The organism is Dactylosporangium sp. NBC_01737 (genome assembly GCF_035963215.1).
Lineage (GTDB): Bacteria > Actinomycetota > Actinomycetes > Mycobacteriales > Micromonosporaceae > Dactylosporangium.
Genome location: NZ_CP109153.1, coordinates 9,789,886 through 9,807,896 on the forward strand (window position 1 = coordinate 9,789,886; position 18,011 = coordinate 9,807,896).

Here is an 18,011-nt window from a genome sequence, read left to right on the forward strand (position 1 = left end):
CCACGCCGATCGCGCGGTGCCCCGACCAACCGCTGCTACAACACGGTGAGCAGCACCTGCGCGAGGAGAATCTTCACGATCATCGCCGTCGGGTACACCGCCGCGTAGGCGCGCTCGGGCAGTTCGTTGTCGGCCTGCTCGACGGCGAAGCCGAGCGTCGCCGGCTGGGTGCACACGGCCGCCAGCACGCCCGTGGCCACCCCCATCGGCCAGCGCAGCACCCGGTGGCCGAGCCACAGCACGCCCACCGTGACGAGCAGGCACACGATGAACGCCGCCGCGACCAGCTTCAGCCCGTCGCCGGTGGCCGCGGTCGCGACGAACGACTGGCCGGCGCGGGTGCCGATCCCGGCGAGGAACAGCACCAGCCCCATCTGGCGCAGCGACCAGCTGACGTTGTTCGGCAGCTGCCACACCAGCGACCCGGTGCGCCGCCGGGCGCCCAGCAGCAGCCCGACCACCAGCGGCCCGCCCGCGAAGCCGAGGCTCAGCTGGCCGCCGCCGGGCAGCGGCAGGCTCACCGCGCCGAGCAGCAGCCCCACGGCGAGGCCCAGCGACAGCGACGCGATGTTGACCTCGCCCAGCTCCTTGTACGAGTCGCCGAAGTACCGGCTGATCTCCTTCATCCGCGCCGGCGGGGCCAGCACCCGCACCCGGTCGCCCAGCTCCAGCACGGTGCTCAGGTCGGCCAGTGAGTCGGTGTCGCCGCGGCGGATCCGGGTGATCGTCGCGCCGAACCGGCGGGCGAGGTCGAGGTCCTTGATCCGCCGGCCGACGAGGTCCGGGTCGGACACGAAGATCCGTCGCACGTCCAGCCGGCTGCGGTCGGTGTCCAGCCGTTCCGCCGCGGCCTCACCCACGATCGCCGTCGCGTCGGCGACGGCGTCCCGCTCGCCCACGATCGTCACCTGGTCACCCGGGTACAGCCGCAGGTCGGGCTCCGCCACGGTCACCTCACCGGCGTGCGCCACCCGGCCGATCAGCGCCCGGCCGCCGGTGGCCCGGACCACCTCCTTGACGGTCGTCGGCCGTCGCACGTCGGCGGTCGCGTTGTGGATCGGCTGCTCGGTCAGGTGCGCGGCACGGGCCTCCGCGGCGTAGTCGACGCCCCAGACGCGCTGCAGCACGCTGATGCCGACGAGGCCGGCCAGCACGCTGACGGGATATGCCAGGGAGTACGCCACCACCGGCAGGTTGGCCTCAGGCCCGCCGCCGAGCCGCTCCACTACACCGGCCAGCGCCGGGGTGTTGGTCAGCACGCCGGTGAAGAACCCGGCGCCCTTGGCCCGGCCCAGGTCCAGCAGCCACGACAGGGCCACCACCATCACCGCGACCACCGCGATCGCGGCCAGCGCAAAGCCGTTCCAGCGCAGCCCGGCCCGGCGCAGCGACCCGGCGAACCCCGGCCCGGCCGACAGCCCCATCGTGTAGACGAACAGCCCCAGGCCCAGCAGGTACACGATCTCCGGCAGCTTGAGGCGGGCGTCCAGCGCGCCCAGCGCGATCCCGGTAAACAGCACCCCCGCCACACCGAGGCTGAACCCGCCGATGCGGACCCGTCCCACCAGGAACCCGCCGCCCACGACCACGAACAGGGTGAGCAGCGGGTTCGCGGCGAGGAAGCCGGCGATCACGAACGGGCCGCGGACAGGCGCGCCCGCAGGCCGGCGAGTTCCTCAGCCAGGGCGGCGGGCAGCCGGTCGAAACGCGCGAACCAGTCGCCGATCAGTTCCGCCTCGCAGACCCACTCGTCGGCGTCGACGCGCAGCAGCTCGGCCAGGTCGGGCGCGGAGACGTCCAGCCCGGTGGTGTCCAGCGCGCCCGGCTCGGGCAGGTTGCCGATCGGGCTCTCCACGGCGCCGGCGCCGCCGCACCGATCGAAGATCCACGCCAGGACGCGGCTGTTGTCGCCGAAGCCGGGCCACAGCCACCGGCCGTCGGCCGCCTTGCGGAACCAGTTCACGTGGAAGATCCGTGGCAGTTGCACGCCCGGTCGCCGTCCGATCTCCAGCCAGTGCGCCCAGTAGTCGGCCATGTTGTACCCGCAGAACGGCAGCATCGCGAACGGGTCGCGGCGCAGCTCGCCGACCACGCCCACGGCCGCGGCGGTGGTCTCCGACGACACGGTCGCGCCGAGGAACACCCCGTGCGCCCAGTCCCGGGCCTCCACGACCAGCGGCACCACGCCGGCTCGCCGGCCGCCGAACAGGATGGCGTCGATGCGCACCCCCCGCGGGTCCTCCCAGGTGTCGGCGAGCGACGGGCATTGCGCGGCCGGGGCGGTGAACCGGGCGTTGGGATGCGACGAAAGGCGGCCGCAGCCCGGCGTCCAGTCCTCGCCGCGCCAGTCGATCAGGTGCGCGGGCGGTGCCTCGGTGAGCCCCTCCCACCACACGTCGCCGTCGTCGGTCAGCGCCACGTTGGTGAAGATGCAGTTGGCGTCGAGCGTCGCGAGCGCGTTGGGGTTGGTCGCGGGGCCGGTGCCGGGCGCCACGCCGAAGAAGCCGTTCTCCGGGTTGATGGCGCGCAGTTCACCGTCGGCATTGCAGCGCATCCACGCGATGTCGTCGCCGATCGTCTCCACCGTCCAGCCGGGCAGGGACGGCACGAGCATGGCGAGGTTGGTCTTGCCGCAGGCCGACGGGAACGCGGCAGCGATGTGACGGGCCTCGCCGGCCGGGTTCGTCACCCGCGAGATCAGCATGTGCTCGGCCAGCCAGCCCTGGTCGCGGCCCATGACGCTGGCGATGCGCAGCGCATAGCACTTCTTGCCCAGCAGCGCGTTGCCGCCGTAGCCGGAGCCGTAGGAGATGATCTCGCGGTCCGCGGGGAAGTGGCTGATGTACTTCGTCGTGCTGCACGGCCACGCCACGTCCGCCGCGCCCCGTTGGAGCGGCGCGCCGACGCTGTGCAGGGCCTTCACGAAGTCGCCGTCGTCGCCGATGAGGTCGAGTGCCTCCTTGCCCATCCGCGTCATGATCTGCATCGACACGACCACGTACGGCGAGTCGGTGATCTGCACGCCGAGCTGGGAGATCTCCGATCCGAGCGGACCCATGCAGAACGGCACGACGTACATCGTGCGGCCCCGCATCGCGCCCGCGAACAGCAGCTGCAGGGTGCGGCGCTGGTCGACCGGATCGGCCCAGTTGTTGGTGGGACCGGCGTCGCCGGGGTCCGCGGTACAGATGAAGGTGCGGTCCTCGACGCGCGCCACGTCGGACGGGTCCGAACGGGTGAGGAAGCTGTTGGGCCGCAACCCCGGGTTGAGCCGGACGAAGGTGCCCGACTCGACGAGTTGCTCGGTGAGCCGCTGCCACTCCTCCTGCGAGCCGTCGCACCAGACGACCTCGTCAGGTGTGGTCAGGGCGGCTGTCGCGGCCACCCAGGCGCGGAGTCGGGCGTGCGTGGTCGGGGCTGACTGGTCCATGGTCCGATCCTGTCCGTCGCAGTGCTTCTCGGCCGTCTCCATCCGAGCCCGGTTCGCCGGAGCAGGGCAGGGTCGCAGGCAACATGTCCCCCGGGACCTTCGACCCGTGAATCGTCGACCGGCGGGATGGCGACGACGAGATGGTCGCGGCCGAGCGCCTGATGGGATCGGCCGCTACGTGTGGTCCGGGTCGGCGGCCGGCGTGATCAGCACCTCGGCCAGCGGCCTGCGGGGTGTCGGCGTGGTCGGCTGACCGTAGCCCAGCCGCAGGATGACCTGCGCCCACTGGCCCGCGGCTGTGTCGGTGACCAGCCGCCGTAGCCGCGGCAGCTCCAGCGGCTGGCTCATCGGGGTGGACGCCAGGCCGGCGACCGTGGCCGTGAGCAGCACGCGTTGGAGCGCCTGGCCGGCGCGGAGCCATTGTTGCGGCGTGTCCCCGGCCGTCGAGAGCACCACGATGGTCGGGTACGGCTCGAACCGCTCGCCTCCGCGGCGCAGCAGCGGCTGGGTCAGGCCGAAGTCTCGCAGGGGCAGGGCTTCCATGGCGTCCCAGGGCCCGAATGCGTTCGGTGGCACGCCGCCGGACCGGCCATGCGCGGCCGGGGTCCGCTCGGTGAGCTCCGCGCGGTAGACGCCCTGGGCACGCAGCCGCCGTTCGGCGGTGCGCACGAGGCTCAGGATCGCGCCGCGGCCGACCGGGTCGGCGACGCGCAGCATCGCGCCTTCGGCCTGAGCGGCGGTGGCGAGTTCCTCAAGCACCGACGCGGGGACGACCGTCCGGGCGAAGGGTCGCCGGTTGGTGTGCCGGCGCGGGATCGCGGCCGCCAGCGCGGTCAGCGACGGGTCCGGTGTCGCGGGCGGACCCGGGACGACACGGGCCACGAGGTCGGGCTGGGCGGCGTCGGGTGGCAGGTGCAGGACCGGTGTCCGACCGTACTGGCGCATTGTCAGTCGCAGGTTGAACACGGCGGCCCCGACACTGATCAGCAGCTCCCGTCCGGAGGGATCGATGACGTCGAGCCGGCGGCCCCAGTCGGCGAAGACGTCGATACCGTCGTCGCGGACACGGAACCGCCATGGTTGGCTGTTGTAGATCGACGGCGCGGCGATCGCGGCTTCGACACAGGTGGTGAGCGCGGCTCCGGTCAGGCCCGGCGGTCCGCCGGGACGGACTCGCGCCTCGCGGATGTCGGGTTCAGGCATGCCACACCGTCCTGGGCTGGTTGTCGAGGACCGCTGGAATGCGGCGGCGCCGTGTCGGTACCTCCTGTCTATGCCGGGTGACGCGATGCCGATAGTGCTGTCGGTCCCGCCTGGGGGCGGCAAAGGTCCTGCCGTCGGGCTGCCGCGCGCACCGACGGAACCGGGCGGGTCCGCGGGTCCGCGCCGAGGCCCGGGTTCAGGTTCCCGGGACGATACGGCGGGTTTCGTAGGCCCACATCGCGATCTCGACCCGGTTGCGGACGCCGAGTTTGGCCATGAGGCTGGCCAGGTGGGTCTTCACCGTGCTCAGGCTGATGTGCAGGGCGTCGGCGATCTCGAGGTTGGTCAGCCCCCGGGCGACCGCGATGAGCACCTCCTCCTCGCGGGCGGTGACAGGGGAGATCGGCTGCGCGGCGGGACGGCCGGCCGGTACCTCGGCGAACGTCCGCAGCAACCGCACCGTGACGCTCGGCGCGATCAGGGCCTGCCCGTCGGCGGCTGACCGCACGGCCTGGACCAGCAGCTCCGGCCCCGCGTCCTTCAGCAGGAAGCCGCGGGCCCCGCGCGCAGCGCGCCATACACGTACTCGTCGAGGTCGAAGGTGGTGATGACGACGACGGCGAGGGGGTCGGCGACGCCCGGGCCGGCGAGCTGCCGGGTCGCCTCCAGACCGTCCAGGACCGGCATCCGGATGTCGAACAGGCAGACGTCGGGGCGCAGATCGCGGGCCAGCAGCACCGCCTGATGCCCGTCGGCGGCCTCGCCGACGACCTCGATGTCGGGCTGGGCGTCCAGCATGATCCGCAGTCCCGTGCGGATGATGGCCTGGTCGTCAGCGACGACGACGCGGATGGGTGTCACCGTCGGACCTCCCTCTGGGCAGCTCCGCCTCGACCTGCCAGCCGCGGCCGGTGCCCGGTCCGGCCCGCAGCTGCCCGCCGAGCAGTGCGGCCCGTTCCCGCAGCCCCGCCAGACCGTACCCGTCGCGTCCCCGGCCGGCTCGCGCGCCGTCGTCGTGCACGGTGATCCGCACCTGCCCCGGCGCGCCGGTCACCCGGACGACGACCTCGGTCGCGTCGACCGCGTGGCGCATGGCGTTGGTCACCGACTCCTGCACGATGCGGTAGACCGCCGCGTCCACGGCCGGGGGCAGCGCGTCCAGGTCGCCGTCGAGCCGCAGGTCGACCCGCAGCCGGCCACCCGGGGCACGCAGCAGGCGCTCCAGGTCGGCGACGCCGGCGAGCGGTGCAAGCTCGGCGCCGGCGGCGCGGTCCCGCAGTGCCGCCACCATGGCCCGCATCTCCTCCAGGGTTCGCGCGCCTTCCTCCTCCACACCTTCCAGCGCCTCGACGGCGGCGGCCGGGTTCGTGGCGGCGAGGACCCGGCCGGCCTGCGCCCGGATCACCATGGCCGAGACGTGATGGGCCACGGTGTCGTGCAGCTCCCGGGCGAGGCGTTCACGTTCCCAGGAACGCACCTGGTCCAGCTGCCGTTCCCGGGCGGTGGCCCGGAACCGCACGGACGCGCCGATCACCGCGGGCACCAGCAGGAACCCGAAACCGGCGACCTGTTCGCCGGGCGGGGTGCTGCGGTCCGTGAACAACTGCAGCACGAACGCGGCCAGGACGATCCCGCCGCCGACGACGACCTCCCGCCCCGATCCCCAGCGCAGCAGCGCGTACAGCAGCACGAGCACGACGACGCTGCTGTACAGGCCGACCGGTCCGGGTGGCACGACGATCAGCGACACCACGCCGAGGAGGATCGTCGCGCCGAACCCGAGCGCCACCATCGCCAGGGGGTGTGTCCGGCGCCAGAGGGGCAGCAGGCACATCCAGGCGGCGAGGGCGACCGCCGCCGGTAACCACACGATGTCCTCGCGCAGGGTCAGCTCCAGAACGATGCCGCCCAGTTGCACGGCGACCAGCGCCCAGTCCCGCCACACCCGGCGGGGCGCACCGGGTGCCCGCGGCTCGGTCCACAGGGTTCGCAGGTCATCACGCAGCACGGTGTCAGCCTAGGCAGCGCGCCGCGCCGCGCATCGGCCGAAAGAACGGCAAGCCGGTCGGCCCGGGGACGGACGGATCGGCGGCTCACGGGCCGATGTCCGGCGACGCCCCGGCAACGACCCTGGTCTCGGCGGCCGCGCAGCGCGGCCGGCAAGGTGGTTGGAGGACCCCGATGCTTTCGAAAGCACTGTCCGGTCTGGGTGGGCACGCGGCCCGCCATCCATGGCGGACGATCGCGGCGTGGCTGCTCGTGGCCGCGGTCGCGGTCGTCGCCGCGGTCGCCTCCGGTGGTCGCACGGCGGACTCGATGACCGCCCCCGGCCTGGACTCCCAGCTGGCCGCGGAGCTCATCGAACGGACCGGCACCGGGCAGGACGGGATGACCGCCCAGGTCGTCGCCACCCCCGTCGAGGCCGGTGCGACCTTCTTCGACCAGGGCGCCGCGCGTACCGCGTTGGCGCGGCTGCAGGACGAGGTGCGGCGGCTCCCGAACGTGCTCGGCACCAGCGAGCCGGCAAGGGCACTCGATCAGGGCGGGGACACCGCCGTGCGGGCCGGGGTGGTGTCCGCCGACGGGCGGATCGCGGTCCTGCGGGTGCAGTACCCGCAGCAGAGCCAGCTGTCGGCCGCGGACCTCGACGCGCTGGTCGCCGCCGTGGAACGGCTGCGCGGCGAGCTGCCCCTGCGCATCGAGATGGGAGGGGACCTCTTCTTCGTCTTCTCCGACGCCGGCGGCGGCGCCGGGGAGCTGATCGGCCTGCTCGCGGCGGCCACGATCCTGTTCCTGGCGTTCGGCTCGCTGGTCGCCGCCGCGCTGCCGATCGGCATGGCGGTCTTCGGGCTGACCGTCGGGGTCGCCACGATGACCGTGCTGGCGGGGGTGACGGAGATCCCGACCTTTGCCCCGGTCCTGGGCAGCATGGTCGGACTCGGGGTCGGTATCGACTACGCGCTCTTCGTGCTCAGCCGGCACCGGGAGTACCTGGCGCGTGGTGTTGCGCCCGAGGAGGCGGCCGCGCGAGCGGCGGCGACGGCCGGGCGCCCCGTGATCTTCGCCGGTGGGACCGTGGTCGTGTCGATCCTGGGGATGGCGGTCGCCGACGTGCCGTTCATGACCATGGGCGGCATCGCCGTCGCGATCGTCGTGCTGATCATGGTGATCGCGTCGGTGACGCTGTTGCCGGCGTTCCTGGGCGTTGCCGGTGCGCGCCTCGCCCGGCCCGGCCGGTTCGCCCGGGTCCTGCACTCCAGGCGGCGGCCGGCCGTGGGCACCGTCCCCGCGGCCGGGTGGGCCCGGTGGATCGGGCACGTCAACCGGCACCCGGTGCCGTACGCGCTCGGCGCCGCCGGGCTGCTGATCGCCGCCACACTGCCGGTGCTGGGCCTGCGGGTCGGGCTGCCCGACGACGGGTCGCTGCCGGACGGCCGCACCGAGCGCCGCGCATACGACCTCGTCGCGCAGGGATTCGGCCCGGGCGCCAACGGTCCGCTCATCATCGCCGTGGACCCCGCCGGTGACTCGGGGGCCCTGGACCGGCTCGTCGGTGCGGTCACCGCGGACCCCGGTGTCGCGTCGGTCGCGGCGGTGCAGGTCGACCGCGCCACCGGGATCGGGACCCTCGTGGTGTTCCCGACCACCGGCCCTCAGGAGCGGGCCACCACGGACACCGTCGGGCGGCTGCGCGCCGATGTCCTGCCCGCCGCGCTCGGCCGGAGCCCGGCGAAGGCACACATCGGCGGCGGCGCGGCGAGTCTGTCCGATGTGGGGCGGCGCACCAGCGAGCGCATGCCGGCCTTCGTCGCGGCCGTCCTGGCGCTGTCGTTCGTGCTGCTGATGCTGGTCTTCCGGTCGGTGCTGGTACCGCTGAAGGCGGTGCTGCTGAACCTGCTCAGCATCGGCGCGGCCTACGGCATCATGGTCGCGGTGTTCCAGTGGGGCTGGGGCGGTGCGCTGATCGGCCTGGAGTCCACGGTGCCGATCGTGTCGTTCATCCCGATGTTCCTGTTCGCGATCCTGTTCGGCCTGTCGATGGACTACGAGGTGTTCCTGCTGTCCCGGGTGCGCGAGGAGTACGTGCGCACCGGCGACAACGGCGCCGCGGTCGTGCGGGGCATCTCGGGCACCGCCCGGGTCATCACGTCGGCCGCGCTCATCATGGTGGCGGTGTTCCTGTCGTTCGCCGTCGCCGAGGACCCGTCGACCAAGATGTTCGGGCTGGGCCTGGCGACCGCCATCTTCGTCGACGCCACGGTCGTGCGCATGGTGCTGGTCCCGGCAACCATGACGCTGCTCGGCAGCGCCAACTGGTGGCTGCCGGCGTGGCTGGACCGGATCCTCCCCCGGGGCGCCACCGACAACGCCGACGACGACCTCGATGATGACCTGCGGGACGTCACCGGACAGGTGCGGCCCGTCCGCGGCCTCGCGCAGGTCGGCTGATCCGGGCTGCGACACGCCGGCCGGGCGGCCGGACGCACGCGACCCGGGCTCCCTGTGGGAGGCCCGGGTCGGGTGGATTCGGACGGGATCAGGCGGTGACGAGTTCCTTCGCGGCAGCCTCCGGGACCGCGAAGCCCTTGCTGCCCGGGGTCGCTGCGGCGTGGATCAGGCCCGCGGCACCCAGCAGGAGCAGCAGCCCGGCAGCGCCGTACGCCACCAGCGCGGCCTGACCGGCCTTCACCCCGAACTCGCTGAACCCGTACGAAGTCAACAACAGCCCACGCAACGTCTCACCCTTGAACACCGTCTCCCGCGCCGCGGTGGCATCCGTCAGCTGCTTCTGCAGGTCCGCGGCGGCCGGGTCGTCCTTGGCCAGCTTCGCGATCTGCGCCCGCAGATCCGTCTGCACATCACCGAGCTGCGCGTAGGTCTTCCCACCCGCGATCGACTTCAGGTGCAGGCCGATGAACTCGTTGGCGTAGCACTCCGCCTGCTTCCCGCTCGTCAGCTGCTGACCCGCGTACCTCACCAGGCACGCCGACTGCTTCTCCTCCGCCGTCATCGTGTCCGCGGTCTTGAACGTGATCTGCTGCTGACCCAACTGATCCTTGACATAGTCGTTGGCGAAATTCGCGTTACTGGTCAGCACCACACCAGCGACCAGCAGGAGACCCGCCAGGACGACCAGGCCCAGACCGACGAGGATGTCGAGCGTCTTGCGCTTCATGGCATGCCCTCCAGGGCGCTGGTAATGCTCCGTTGTGATGCCAGAAGCATCGATCACCAGCACCGCCGCAGCGCAGAGGACAACCACCCACACCGACGGGACCAACGTCCCCTCATCCACGGGACCTCCGGCGGCGGCACCCCGCGGCGGCTCCGGGGCCGTCGGTCCCGCGGCCGCGGGCAGAAGGTCTCTGTCGTGGCCGGCGTCGATCGGCGAGTGTCGGCACTGCACGGACAGCATCGAGGAAGGGATGGGGACCATGTTCGCCGCCGAGGCAAAGACCAGGGTCGAGATGCACGCCATCGAACACGCCACACAACGGTTGATCCAGCGGTATGCCGGGCGCCACGAGCCGGGGGTGGTCCGGCAGACCGTCGAGCAGGTGACCGACCTGTACGCGACCGCCGAGGTGTACGCGTTCGTCCCGGTGCTCATCGAGCGCGACGCCCGCCGCATCCTCGACGAACCGGTCGCGTAGAACGCCGGACGGCGCCGAAGGCCGGAGCGCCGACCGTGCCGGGGCCTGTGTCGGAAAGGAGCCGTCCGCCGAAGTTCGACCCGGAGGACGAGTGGCTGTGACCAGCGCATCTGACGCCAGGCCTCTCCGAGGCGGCCAGCAGCTGATGAACCGCTCGCTCAAGCCTGAGCGCTACGGCGTCTGACGAGGGATACCTGTCAACGCCGGTGACGTCAGGAAGACGTCAGGCAGAAGGGGTGGCCAGCCGGATCCAGGAGTACCCGCCAGCGTCCGTCGCCGGGCTGATGGTCCGGTTTGACCGCGCCGAGTTTCAGGGCCAGCTCTTCCATCGCATCGAGGTCGTCAGCGCGGAAATCCAGGTGGAACTGTTGTGGCACGTCCTGACCCGGCCACTGCGGAGCCCGATATCCGTCAACCCTCTGGAATCCCAGATCACAGCCGGAGTCGTCCGTCAGAGCGACGAACTCGTCCGTACTGAAGAGTTCGCGCATCCCGGTCAGTGCACCGTAGAAGTCCGCCAGCGTCTGCGGGTCGGCACAGTCCAGAGTCACCCCTCGCAGCACAGCGCCTGGCACCATTCGCTCCTTCGCGTCCGCGCGTCTGTCTCCGTGAGCCGCCGCTGCACGCGATCACCGGCCACAGCCACACCGTACTCGCCACATCCACCGCTGAAGTAGCGGTTTACCCCTGCCTCAGAGCAACGGGTGGCTGTGACCGGCGAGGCCCTGGATCTGTCGGTCGTCGCGGTGGCGACCCAGGGCGCGACCGTACCGTTCGGCGATCCCAGGCATGATACTTTCGCCCGCGGCCGGGCGGTCCAGGCCGAAGACGTAGCCGGGGAAGTCCAGCTCCTGCTGCGCGGCCCAGATTCCGTCGTGGTCTTCGGCGGGGAGGATGCGAAGAGGATCTCCGACCGCCACCCAGCCGATGGGCACCATGGAGTCCGGTGGCAGCACCGTGCGGAGGTGCACGAGGCCGTTGATGCGGATCTCGCTGCGTGTTCCGATGCTGGCTCCGTTGAAGACGCGGCTGCCGGTGGCCAGGAACACCTCGTCGTCCACCTGGCAGCCGGTCAGGCAGGAGGTGGGACCGACCAGGACCCGGCGGCCCAGTCGGAGGGGGTCGCGGCGGGTACCACGCAGGACGGCGTTCTCCATGATGATGCTGTCTTCGCCGATCTCCACCGGGCCGCCCTCGGCGGTGAGCACGGCACCGAACAGGACCCGGCAGCCCGGCCCCACCCGGACATCCCCGCTGAGGGTCGCCGTCGGCGCAACGTAGGCGGTGGGGTCAATGGTCGGCGAACGGCCCTCGTGCTCAAGCAGCATGGATCCGATGATGCCGCAAGATCGGTCGCGGCGTCCTGGCACACCAGCCACTGTCAGCGAAGTCTCGGTCTCCTTGAGGTGCGGCCGGAGTACTAGGATCGATCGCTGATGAACGGTTTGCCGGGCCTTCCCGCCGCCGGCGACGCAGATGCCGCGATGTCCCTCGAGCAGCTGCTCGGCCGGGCGTCGGTGCTGCTGGACGCCGGCCGGCACGAGGCCGCCGCCGCGCTGGTCGGGGCCGCGCTGAGGATGGCGCCCGACTCGGCCGACGCCCTTGCGCTGTCGGCGCGGTGCCTGCTGCTGGCCGGCGACCCGGAGCATGCCCTCAGGGCGGCACGGGAGGCGGCGCGCCGATCGGACAGCGAGCTGGTGCGCAGCGTGCTGGCGGCGAGCGTCGGCGCGGTCTGCGCTGACCGGCTGGAGAAGGTCCGGGGGGCGCTTCGCGGGCGGGACCTCGACGCGGCGCGGGAGCTGCTGCGCGGGATCGCCGCCCTGGGCTGCGGCGACCGTTTCCTCGTGCTGGTGAGCGCCTACACGGCCGGACGGCCGCCGTTGGCGGCCGAGCAGCGTGAGGAGGTGTTGTCGTGGCTGCTGCGCGAGGAGCTCGACGAGGCCGCCGCGCTCAAGGACGAGGATCATGGACGGTCCCTGGCCGCGGCCGAGCGAGCGCTCGCGATCGACGGCCGCAGCATGCTCGCCGCGTTGCTGGGTGCCGAGGCGATCCTCCGCGCCGTCGTGTCGAGTCCCGCCCGCTCCGGCGTCGCGCTGCGCTCGGTCCTCAAGGACCTGCGCCACGCCAGGGACCTGCTGCAGCGGCACGACGAATCGGAGGAGTTCCGGCGGCGGGCCGATCCGTTGCGGACGCCGATCAACCAGCTCGCGCGGCACGTCGCGGGCGAGCTGCGCGTACAGCTGGCCAACGAGCTGAAAGACCGGTACAACGCGATCGTGTCGACGTATGCCGGCCGTGTGATCTCGGTGTTCGAGGCGAGCAACGCCCGCCGGTCGCTCGCGCCGCTCAGCCAGGATGTGACGAAGCTGCGCCGGCAATGCCCGCCGGACTCAACGGAGGCCGTCGTGCTCACGCAGCTGGCCAGGGCAATCGCGTCGCTGCAGCAGCAGTTGCACCATTACTGACCGCGGCGACGGGTCAGTCGATCGTGCCTCGCCAGCGACACCGAAGAGGTCTTCGTCCTTCGTCCTCGTCTGCCGGTTGCCCCGTTGCACCACGCGGCCGAAGCGCCCGTCGGCGCGACGGGCATACAGCGTGATCGTTGTGAGCGGGCATGCCGCTCGCGCGATATCCGGCGGCCACCGGCCGCTCCATGGCCGAACGGCCGAGGTTCGACCGCGACCGCTCACGACCCTGGTCAACGCCGATCCGAGTCCGCCGCAACTGCCGCTGCCCGGCGGGGCGGGCTGCCGCACGGATCGCGGCGGAGATCGGGTGGCATGGGAGACTGGGCAGCGCAGCACCAAGCAGAGGGGCGCGATGGAGCAGGGAGACGACCGCCGGCGCGACCCGGCGCGGACCCGCCGGGAGATTCTCGATGTCGCGACGCGGGAGTTCGCCGACCGTGGTTACGACGGGGCGCGGGTGGACGAGATCGCCGAGCGCACCCGCACGACCAAGCGGATGATCTACTACTACTTCGGCGGGAAACGGCAGTTGTACGTCGAGGTGCTGGAGCGTGCCTATGCACGGATCCGGGAGGCCGAGCACCGGCTGAACCTCGACCACCTGCCGCCGGCGGACGCGATCCGCCGGCTGGCCGAGTTCACGTTCGACCATCACGAGGCCAACCCGGACTTCATCCGGCTGGTCAGTATCGAGAACATCCACCGCGCCGAGCACATCGCGCAGCTGGACAGTCTGGCGGCGCTGAACAGCCCGGCGATCAAGCTCATCGAGCAGATCCTCAAGCGCGGCCAGGCCGAGGGTGTGTTCCGTGGTGATGTCGACGCGTTCGACGTGCACCTGGCGATCAGCGCGTACTGCTTCTTCCGCATCGCGAACCGGTACACGTTGACGGCCATCTTCGAGCAGGATCCGGTCGATCCGGCTCGGCGGGATCACTTCCGGCGGCTGCTCGGCGACATGATCGTGTCGCATCTGCTGGCCGGCGGCTCACAGCTGTAGCTCCTGCCCGTCGTGGGCGACCTCGACAGGCACCGGCGCCGGGGCGGACGCGTACGGGTTGGTGTTGTTGAGGTGCCCGAACAGGAAGCGGACACCGGGGTGGCGGCGCAGCGCGGGGAGCGCCGCGGCGATCGGCAGGTGGCCCATCTCGCGCGGGGTGCGGGTCAGCCCGGCGGCCCGGGCCGGTTCGTCGTCGGTGCTGAAGGTGCCGTCGAGCAGCGCGGTGTCGGCACCGGCGATGAACGCGTCGAAGGCGTCGGTCCACGCCGGCAGGCAGGTGGCGTACACGAACGATCGGCCGGTGCGCCCGTCACTGATCCGCAGCGCGGTGACCCAGGCGTCGTCCGGGCGTGGATCGGCGTAGCGGGGCACCTTGACCCCGACGGGCAGGGTACGCACGGTGAGGCCGCCGTCGAGGGTGACCGGCGAGCCGGTCGTCAGCTGGTGCAGGTGCAGGTCGGTGTACCGGCGCAGGATCGGGATCGCGGGCAGTGCCGCGAGGACGGTGGCGGTGGCGTACAGGTCGAGCCGGCCGGCCTCGCGCAGGCCGAGCAGGCCGGTGGTGTGGTCGAGCTCGGCGGTGGTGAGCACCACCCCGCGGATCGGGGTGTCCCGCCGGCCGGGGCCGGGGTCGAGGTCGCCGGTGGACAGCAGCTGGGTGCGCAGGTCGGGCGAGGCGTTGATCAGGTACCACGCGGCGCCGTCCCCGGTGACCGCCACGCCGTCCTGGGTGCGGTGGGTGCCGGCGCGGCGGGCGGTGGCGCAGCCGGTGCAGGCGCAGTTCCACTGGGGCACACCGCCGCCGGCGGCGGTGCCGAGGATGCGGACCCTCATCGCGCCCGCCGCGGGATCGCCGGCAGGCGCACGGCGGTGCCGGCCGCGGCGCGGACCCGGTCGTGGTGTGGTGACAGGTGGCAGGCCGGGTCGGTCGCGGCGGCGTCGCCGGTGAGCTGGAACGCCTGGCACCGGCAGCCGCCGAGGTCGGCGTCGCGCAGGGCGCAGCCGCGGCACGGGTCGGGCATCCAGGCGGTGCCGCGGAACGCGTTGAACAGGTCCGAGTGCTGCCAGGCCTGGGCCAGTTCCGTGGTCTTCGCCGACGGCACCGGCAGGCCGAGCTGGCCGGCGGCGAGGCACGGCAGCAGGTCGCCGTTCGGTGCGACGACGAGCTGGCGGCTGCCCCAGCCGTTCATGCAGGGCTTGGGCCGGCCCGTGTGGTAGTCGGGCTCGACGTAGACGATGTCGACCTGTTCGCCGTGCCGGCGGTGGACCTCCGCCGCGGCGGAGGCGGCGGCGGTGACCTGGTCGCGGGTGGGCATGAGCGCGGCGCGGTTGCGCAGGCCCCAGCCGTAGTACTGGGTGTGCGCGAGTTCGAGCCGGTCGGCGCCGAGGGAGACGGCCAGTTCGGCGATGTCGGTGAGCCGGTCGGTGTTGTCCGCGTGCAGCACCACGTTGACGGTGAACGGGATGCCGGCCGCGCGGACGAGTCCGGCGGCGGCGAGTTTGCGGTGGTGGAACCGGCCGCCGGCCATCCGGTCGGCGGGGCCGGGCGTCGCGTCCTGAATGGACAGTTGCAGGTGGTCGAGGCCCGCGTCGGTCAGCGCGGCCAGCCGGTCGGCGGTGAGCGGGATGCCGCTGGTGACGAGGTTGGTGTACATGCCGAGCCCGCTGACGTGGCGGATCAGGTCCGGCAGGTCGGGGCGCAGCAGTGGTTCGCCGCCGGACAGGTGGACCTGGAGCACTCCGGCGGCGCGGGCCTGGTCGAAGACGCCGGCCCAGTCGGTGGTGGTGAGTTCGGCGCGGTACGCCGCGAGCTCCACCGGGTTGGAGCAGTAGGTGCAGCTCAGCGGGCAGCGGTAGGTGAGTTCGGCGACGAGCCCGGTCGGGCGCGGGTGGCGGTCCGTCCAGGTGGTTGCCCCGGCGGCGCCGCCCGCCAGGGCGCCGCCGGGACGTCGGGGACCCGCGTGCGGCGCGGCGGCGAGCAGCCGCCGGTGGCGCAGGTCGGCGAGCAGGTGCTCGACGTCGGCGGGCGCGACGTCGTGGTAGTCGCGGCTCAGCCGGTCCACGATGCCGGCGAGGTCGCGGCGGCCGTCGCAGGCGCGCACCACGTCGGCGGCGACCGGGTCGAGCAGCAGGACGCCTTCTGGGTACAGCAGTGCGTCCTGGCCGCGGACGGGGTCGAAGGCGAGGCGGACACCGCGTCGCAGGGCGGCGGCGGTCATCCGGTCGCCGCCGCGTAGTCGATGGCGTCGAGCATCGCGCCGAGCACGTCGCACTTGAAGCGCAGCGCGGCCAGCGCGGCCTGCTGCTGCTCCGCGGTCACGCAGTGGGTGAGCACCAGGTCGAGGGTGCCTGCGCTGTCGCTGCGCGCCACGGGGATGCGGGACTCGAAGTACGCCATGCCGTCGGGCTTGATCCAGTCGTAGTGCCGTTGCCAGGCCCGCATCCGGTCGGTCATGAGGTCGGGCGAGAAGAGCTCGGTGAGTGCCGCGGCCACGGCCTCCGTCCACGGCCGGGTCAGGCAGAAGTGCAGGTAGCCGTCGACGGCGAACCGCACGCCGCGCAGCACGTGCCGCTCGTCGACGACCTCGTCGCGGGTCAGCCCGACCGCCTCGGCGAGGGCGAGCCAGTCGGCGAGCCCGCCGGTGCCGTGAGCGGTGCCGTCCGTGGTGCCGTCCGTGGTGCCGTCCGTGGTGCCGTCGTGGAACGTCACCCGCGGCAGCCACGCGCGGCGGACCTCCGGCAGCGGGCAGTTGGCGATGACGGCGGCGTTCTTCTGGGCCAGGCAGCGCTGGTAGTACCAGCGGTTCGCCACCCAGGAGCGGATCTCATCCGGGCTGCACCGCCCGGCGTGCAGCCGGACGTGGAACGGGTGCCGGTCCCAGTAGTGGACGCCGAGGCCCCGCAGGGCCTCGGCGAACGTCTCCCGGGTCAGCGGTGCTGCTGGAGCCACGGGTCACCGGCGCCGGAGTAGGCGGAGACCTCGGGTCGCGTCTCGAGGCACTCGACCCGCGGTGAGGTCCATGGGCGGCGGTCCGGCGCGGCGGCCGGGGTGGCTGGAGTGGCGGTGCTCTGGTCGATCCTGGTCATGGTCGCTCCTGGGTCCGCTAGACGGTGTGTCAGAGCCACTGAATGGTCGAACCATAGTCCGGACGCACCCCTGCCACAAGCCCGATCCTTGTGCACTGATCCGGCCCGGGCCTATATTGAGCCGGCTTCCTGCCGGTACTAACGGTCCGCCTGATGGACCATGCGGATCCTCGACACCCCGTGAAATGGAGACCCGGCATGCAATGGAAACGTCCCGCCCTCCTCGCTGGACTCGTCGCCGCCGCGACGGCCGCGATCGGGCTCGTCGCCGTGCTGCCCAGCGCGGCGCAGAACCCCAAGGACCGCCACACCGGCGCTCGCGAGCTGGGCAACCCCGACTACGGGGTGTGCCGCGGCATCGACGAACGCTGCTACCACGACTGGGGCAACTTCAACCCGGCGAACGGCTATAAGGTCCTGCTCTTCACCCGTACCGCCGGGCCCCGGCACGCCAACCTCGGCCCGGCGCTCGGCACCGGCCTGAACCCGGTCCTCGCCGTGAACAACGTCGTGCAGAACGGTGTCGTGGCACTCGGGCAGAAGAACGGCTTCGCCGTCGACTGGACCGAGGACCTCGCACAGGTCAGCAGCCCCAACCAGCTGTTCCGGTACAACGCGGTGATCTTCTTCAGCACCTCCCGCGACACGCTCGACGACGCGGCGCAGACCGCGCTGCGCCAGTACATCCGCGGCGGTGGCGGGTTCGTCGGCGTGCACAACGCCTTCGGCACCGAGTACAACTGGCCCTGGTACGAAGGGCTGCTCGGCGGCGCGAACTACTACGACCACGGCCCGGCCCAGCCCGGCACGGTCCGCGTCGTGGACCGCCGCGACGTCTCCACCGCCGGCCTGCCGCAGACCTGGCAGCTGCGCGACGAGTGGTACAACCTGGTCCCGGCCCCCACCAAGGTCCGTGTCCTGGCGAACGTCGACGAGCAGACCCTGGCCGAGGGCGTCGAGGGCTCGATGGGTCACCCCGGCCACGGTGACGACCACCCGGTCACCTGGTGCCAGTACTACGACGGCGGCCGCGCCTGGCTGACCACGCTGGGCCACGACGGCCAGATCTTCGGCGACGGCAGCACGTTCCCGGGCGCGTTGCAGTTCCAGCAGATGCTCGTGGGCGGCATCAGGTCCGCGGCCGGCGCCGCACCGTTCTGCCGCTGACC

16 protein-coding genes and 1 pseudogene are annotated in these 18,011 nt (G+C 72.3%); 5 read left to right on the forward strand and 12 right to left on the reverse strand.

Going from position 1 to position 18,011, the window contains the following annotated elements; all coding sequences use genetic code 11:
- Positions 1 to 35: 35 nt before the first annotated feature.
- The 5 genes and pseudogenes from OHA72_RS44920 to OHA72_RS44940 form a co-directional block, all read right to left on the reverse strand.
- Entirely contained in the window at positions 36 to 1,634 is a 1,599-nt protein-coding gene (locus OHA72_RS44920; RefSeq protein WP_327002220.1) for an aspartate:alanine exchanger family transporter, read from the reverse strand.
- Positions 1,631 to 3,472 (reverse strand): phosphoenolpyruvate carboxykinase (GTP), encoded by a 1,842-nt coding sequence (locus OHA72_RS44925; RefSeq protein ID WP_327002221.1) that lies wholly within the window; start codon positions 3,470 to 3,472, stop codon positions 1,631 to 1,633. Before OHA72_RS44925 ends, OHA72_RS44920 begins: the two co-directional genes overlap by 4 nt.
- A 132-nt stretch (positions 3,473 to 3,604) precedes the next feature.
- Positions 3,605 to 4,633 (reverse strand): Acg family FMN-binding oxidoreductase, encoded by a 1,029-nt coding sequence (locus OHA72_RS44930; RefSeq protein ID WP_327002222.1) that lies wholly within the window; start codon positions 4,631 to 4,633, stop codon positions 3,605 to 3,607.
- Between the two features lie 196 nt (positions 4,634 to 4,829).
- A pseudogene (locus tag OHA72_RS44935) lies at positions 4,830 to 5,431 on the reverse strand (LuxR C-terminal-related transcriptional regulator).
- A gap of 34 nt (positions 5,432 to 5,465) precedes the next feature.
- A complete protein-coding gene (locus OHA72_RS44940; RefSeq protein WP_327002223.1) occupies positions 5,466 to 6,641 on the reverse strand; it encodes a sensor histidine kinase in 1,176 nt (391 codons plus the stop codon).
- Positions 6,642 to 6,814: 173 nt separating this feature from the next.
- Here OHA72_RS44940 and OHA72_RS44945 point away from each other — a divergent pair, with 173 nt between their 5' ends.
- Positions 6,815 to 9,082 carry an MMPL family transporter gene (locus OHA72_RS44945; RefSeq protein ID WP_327002224.1) on the forward strand — a complete coding sequence of 756 codons (2,268 nt, stop codon included), beginning with the start codon at positions 6,815 to 6,817 and terminating at the stop codon, positions 9,080 to 9,082.
- 88 nt (positions 9,083 to 9,170) lie between these two features.
- Here OHA72_RS44945 and OHA72_RS44950 read toward each other — a convergent pair whose 3' ends face one another.
- Positions 9,171 to 9,809, reverse strand: coding sequence for a hypothetical protein (locus OHA72_RS44950; RefSeq protein ID WP_327002225.1), 639 nt, complete (start codon positions 9,807 to 9,809; stop codon positions 9,171 to 9,173).
- A gap of 250 nt (positions 9,810 to 10,059) precedes the next feature.
- Here OHA72_RS44950 and OHA72_RS44955 point away from each other — a divergent pair, with 250 nt between their 5' ends.
- Positions 10,060 to 10,287 (forward strand): three-helix bundle dimerization domain-containing protein, encoded by a 228-nt coding sequence (locus OHA72_RS44955; RefSeq protein WP_327002226.1) that lies wholly within the window; start codon positions 10,060 to 10,062, stop codon positions 10,285 to 10,287.
- A gap of 212 nt (positions 10,288 to 10,499) precedes the next feature.
- Here the strand turns inward: OHA72_RS44955 and OHA72_RS44960 are convergent, their stop codons facing one another.
- Positions 10,500 to 10,838 carry a VOC family protein gene (locus OHA72_RS44960; protein ID WP_327002227.1) on the reverse strand — a complete coding sequence of 113 codons (339 nt, stop codon included), beginning with the start codon at positions 10,836 to 10,838 and terminating at the stop codon, positions 10,500 to 10,502.
- A 141-nt stretch (positions 10,839 to 10,979) separates the two neighbouring features.
- Positions 10,980 to 11,615 (reverse strand): gamma carbonic anhydrase family protein, encoded by a 636-nt coding sequence (locus tag OHA72_RS44965; protein WP_327002228.1) that lies wholly within the window; start codon positions 11,613 to 11,615, stop codon positions 10,980 to 10,982.
- A 108-nt stretch (positions 11,616 to 11,723) separates the two neighbouring features.
- On the opposite strand from OHA72_RS44965, the gene OHA72_RS44970 reads away from it, so the two are divergent.
- Positions 11,724 to 12,752 carry a tetratricopeptide repeat protein gene (locus tag OHA72_RS44970; RefSeq protein ID WP_327002229.1) on the forward strand — a complete coding sequence of 343 codons (1,029 nt, stop codon included), beginning with the start codon at positions 11,724 to 11,726 and terminating at the stop codon, positions 12,750 to 12,752.
- Positions 12,753 to 13,062: 310 nt separating this feature from the next.
- Positions 13,063 to 13,755, forward strand: a complete 693-nt coding sequence (locus tag OHA72_RS44975) for a TetR/AcrR family transcriptional regulator (protein ID WP_327002230.1) — start codon at positions 13,063 to 13,065, stop codon at positions 13,753 to 13,755.
- Here the strand turns inward: OHA72_RS44975 and pqqB are convergent.
- The 4 genes from pqqB to OHA72_RS44995 are packed head-to-tail and all read right to left on the reverse strand — an operon-like array spanning position 13,744 to position 16,842.
- Positions 13,744 to 14,589 carry a pyrroloquinoline quinone biosynthesis protein PqqB gene (gene pqqB / locus OHA72_RS44980; RefSeq protein ID WP_327002231.1) on the reverse strand — a complete coding sequence of 282 codons (846 nt, stop codon included), beginning with the start codon at positions 14,587 to 14,589 and terminating at the stop codon, positions 13,744 to 13,746. The two genes, OHA72_RS44975 and pqqB, sit on opposite strands and share 12 nt — an antisense overlap.
- Positions 14,586 to 15,974, reverse strand: a complete 1,389-nt coding sequence (gene pqqE / locus OHA72_RS44985; RefSeq protein ID WP_327002232.1) for a pyrroloquinoline quinone biosynthesis protein PqqE — start codon at positions 15,972 to 15,974, stop codon at positions 14,586 to 14,588. The genes pqqB and pqqE overlap by 4 nt, the downstream gene beginning before the upstream one ends.
- Positions 15,971 to 16,705: a pyrroloquinoline-quinone synthase PqqC gene (gene pqqC / locus OHA72_RS44990; RefSeq protein ID WP_327002233.1), complete on the reverse strand. Its 735-nt coding sequence runs from the start codon at positions 16,703 to 16,705 to the stop codon at positions 15,971 to 15,973. The genes pqqE and pqqC overlap by 4 nt, the downstream gene beginning before the upstream one ends.
- On the reverse strand, positions 16,684 to 16,842 hold the full coding sequence (locus tag OHA72_RS44995) for a hypothetical protein (RefSeq protein ID WP_327002234.1): 159 nt from the start codon (positions 16,840 to 16,842) through the stop codon (positions 16,684 to 16,686). Before OHA72_RS44995 ends, pqqC begins: the two co-directional genes overlap by 22 nt.
- 198 nt (positions 16,843 to 17,040) lie before the next feature.
- Between OHA72_RS44995 and OHA72_RS45000 the strand changes: the two genes are divergently transcribed.
- Positions 17,041 to 18,009: a ThuA domain-containing protein gene (locus OHA72_RS45000; protein ID WP_327002235.1), complete on the forward strand. Its 969-nt coding sequence runs from the start codon at positions 17,041 to 17,043 to the stop codon at positions 18,007 to 18,009.
- Positions 18,010 to 18,011 lie beyond the last annotated feature (2 nt).

Excerpts from the sequence above, each read along its gene's own strand:
- pqqE (WP_327002232.1), bottom strand. The coding sequence starts at position 15,974 with ATGACCGCCGCCGCCCTGCGACGCGGTGTCCGCCTCGCCTTCGACCCC.
- OHA72_RS44945 (WP_327002224.1), top strand. The coding sequence starts at position 6,815 with ATGCTTTCGAAAGCACTGTCCGGTCTGGGTGGGCACGCGGCCCGCCAT.
- OHA72_RS44930 (WP_327002222.1), bottom strand. The coding sequence starts at position 4,633 with ATGCCTGAACCCGACATCCGCGAGGCGCGAGTCCGTCCCGGCGGACCG.
- OHA72_RS45000 (WP_327002235.1), top strand. The coding sequence starts at position 17,041 with ATGCAATGGAAACGTCCCGCCCTCCTCGCTGGACTCGTCGCCGCCGCG.
- OHA72_RS44925 (WP_327002221.1), bottom strand. The coding sequence starts at position 3,472 with ATGGAGACGGCCGAGAAGCACTGCGACGGACAGGATCGGACCATGGAC.
- OHA72_RS44950 (WP_327002225.1), bottom strand. The coding sequence starts at position 9,809 with ATGAAGCGCAAGACGCTCGACATCCTCGTCGGTCTGGGCCTGGTCGTC.
- OHA72_RS44970 (WP_327002229.1), top strand. The coding sequence starts at position 11,724 with ATGAACGGTTTGCCGGGCCTTCCCGCCGCCGGCGACGCAGATGCCGCG.
- OHA72_RS44965 (WP_327002228.1), bottom strand. The coding sequence starts at position 11,615 with ATGCTGCTTGAGCACGAGGGCCGTTCGCCGACCATTGACCCCACCGCC.
- pqqB (WP_327002231.1), bottom strand. The coding sequence starts at position 14,589 with ATGAGGGTCCGCATCCTCGGCACCGCCGCCGGCGGCGGTGTGCCCCAG.
- OHA72_RS44955 (WP_327002226.1), top strand. The coding sequence starts at position 10,060 with ATGGGGACCATGTTCGCCGCCGAGGCAAAGACCAGGGTCGAGATGCAC.
- OHA72_RS44995 (WP_327002234.1), bottom strand. The coding sequence starts at position 16,842 with ATGACCAGGATCGACCAGAGCACCGCCACTCCAGCCACCCCGGCCGCC.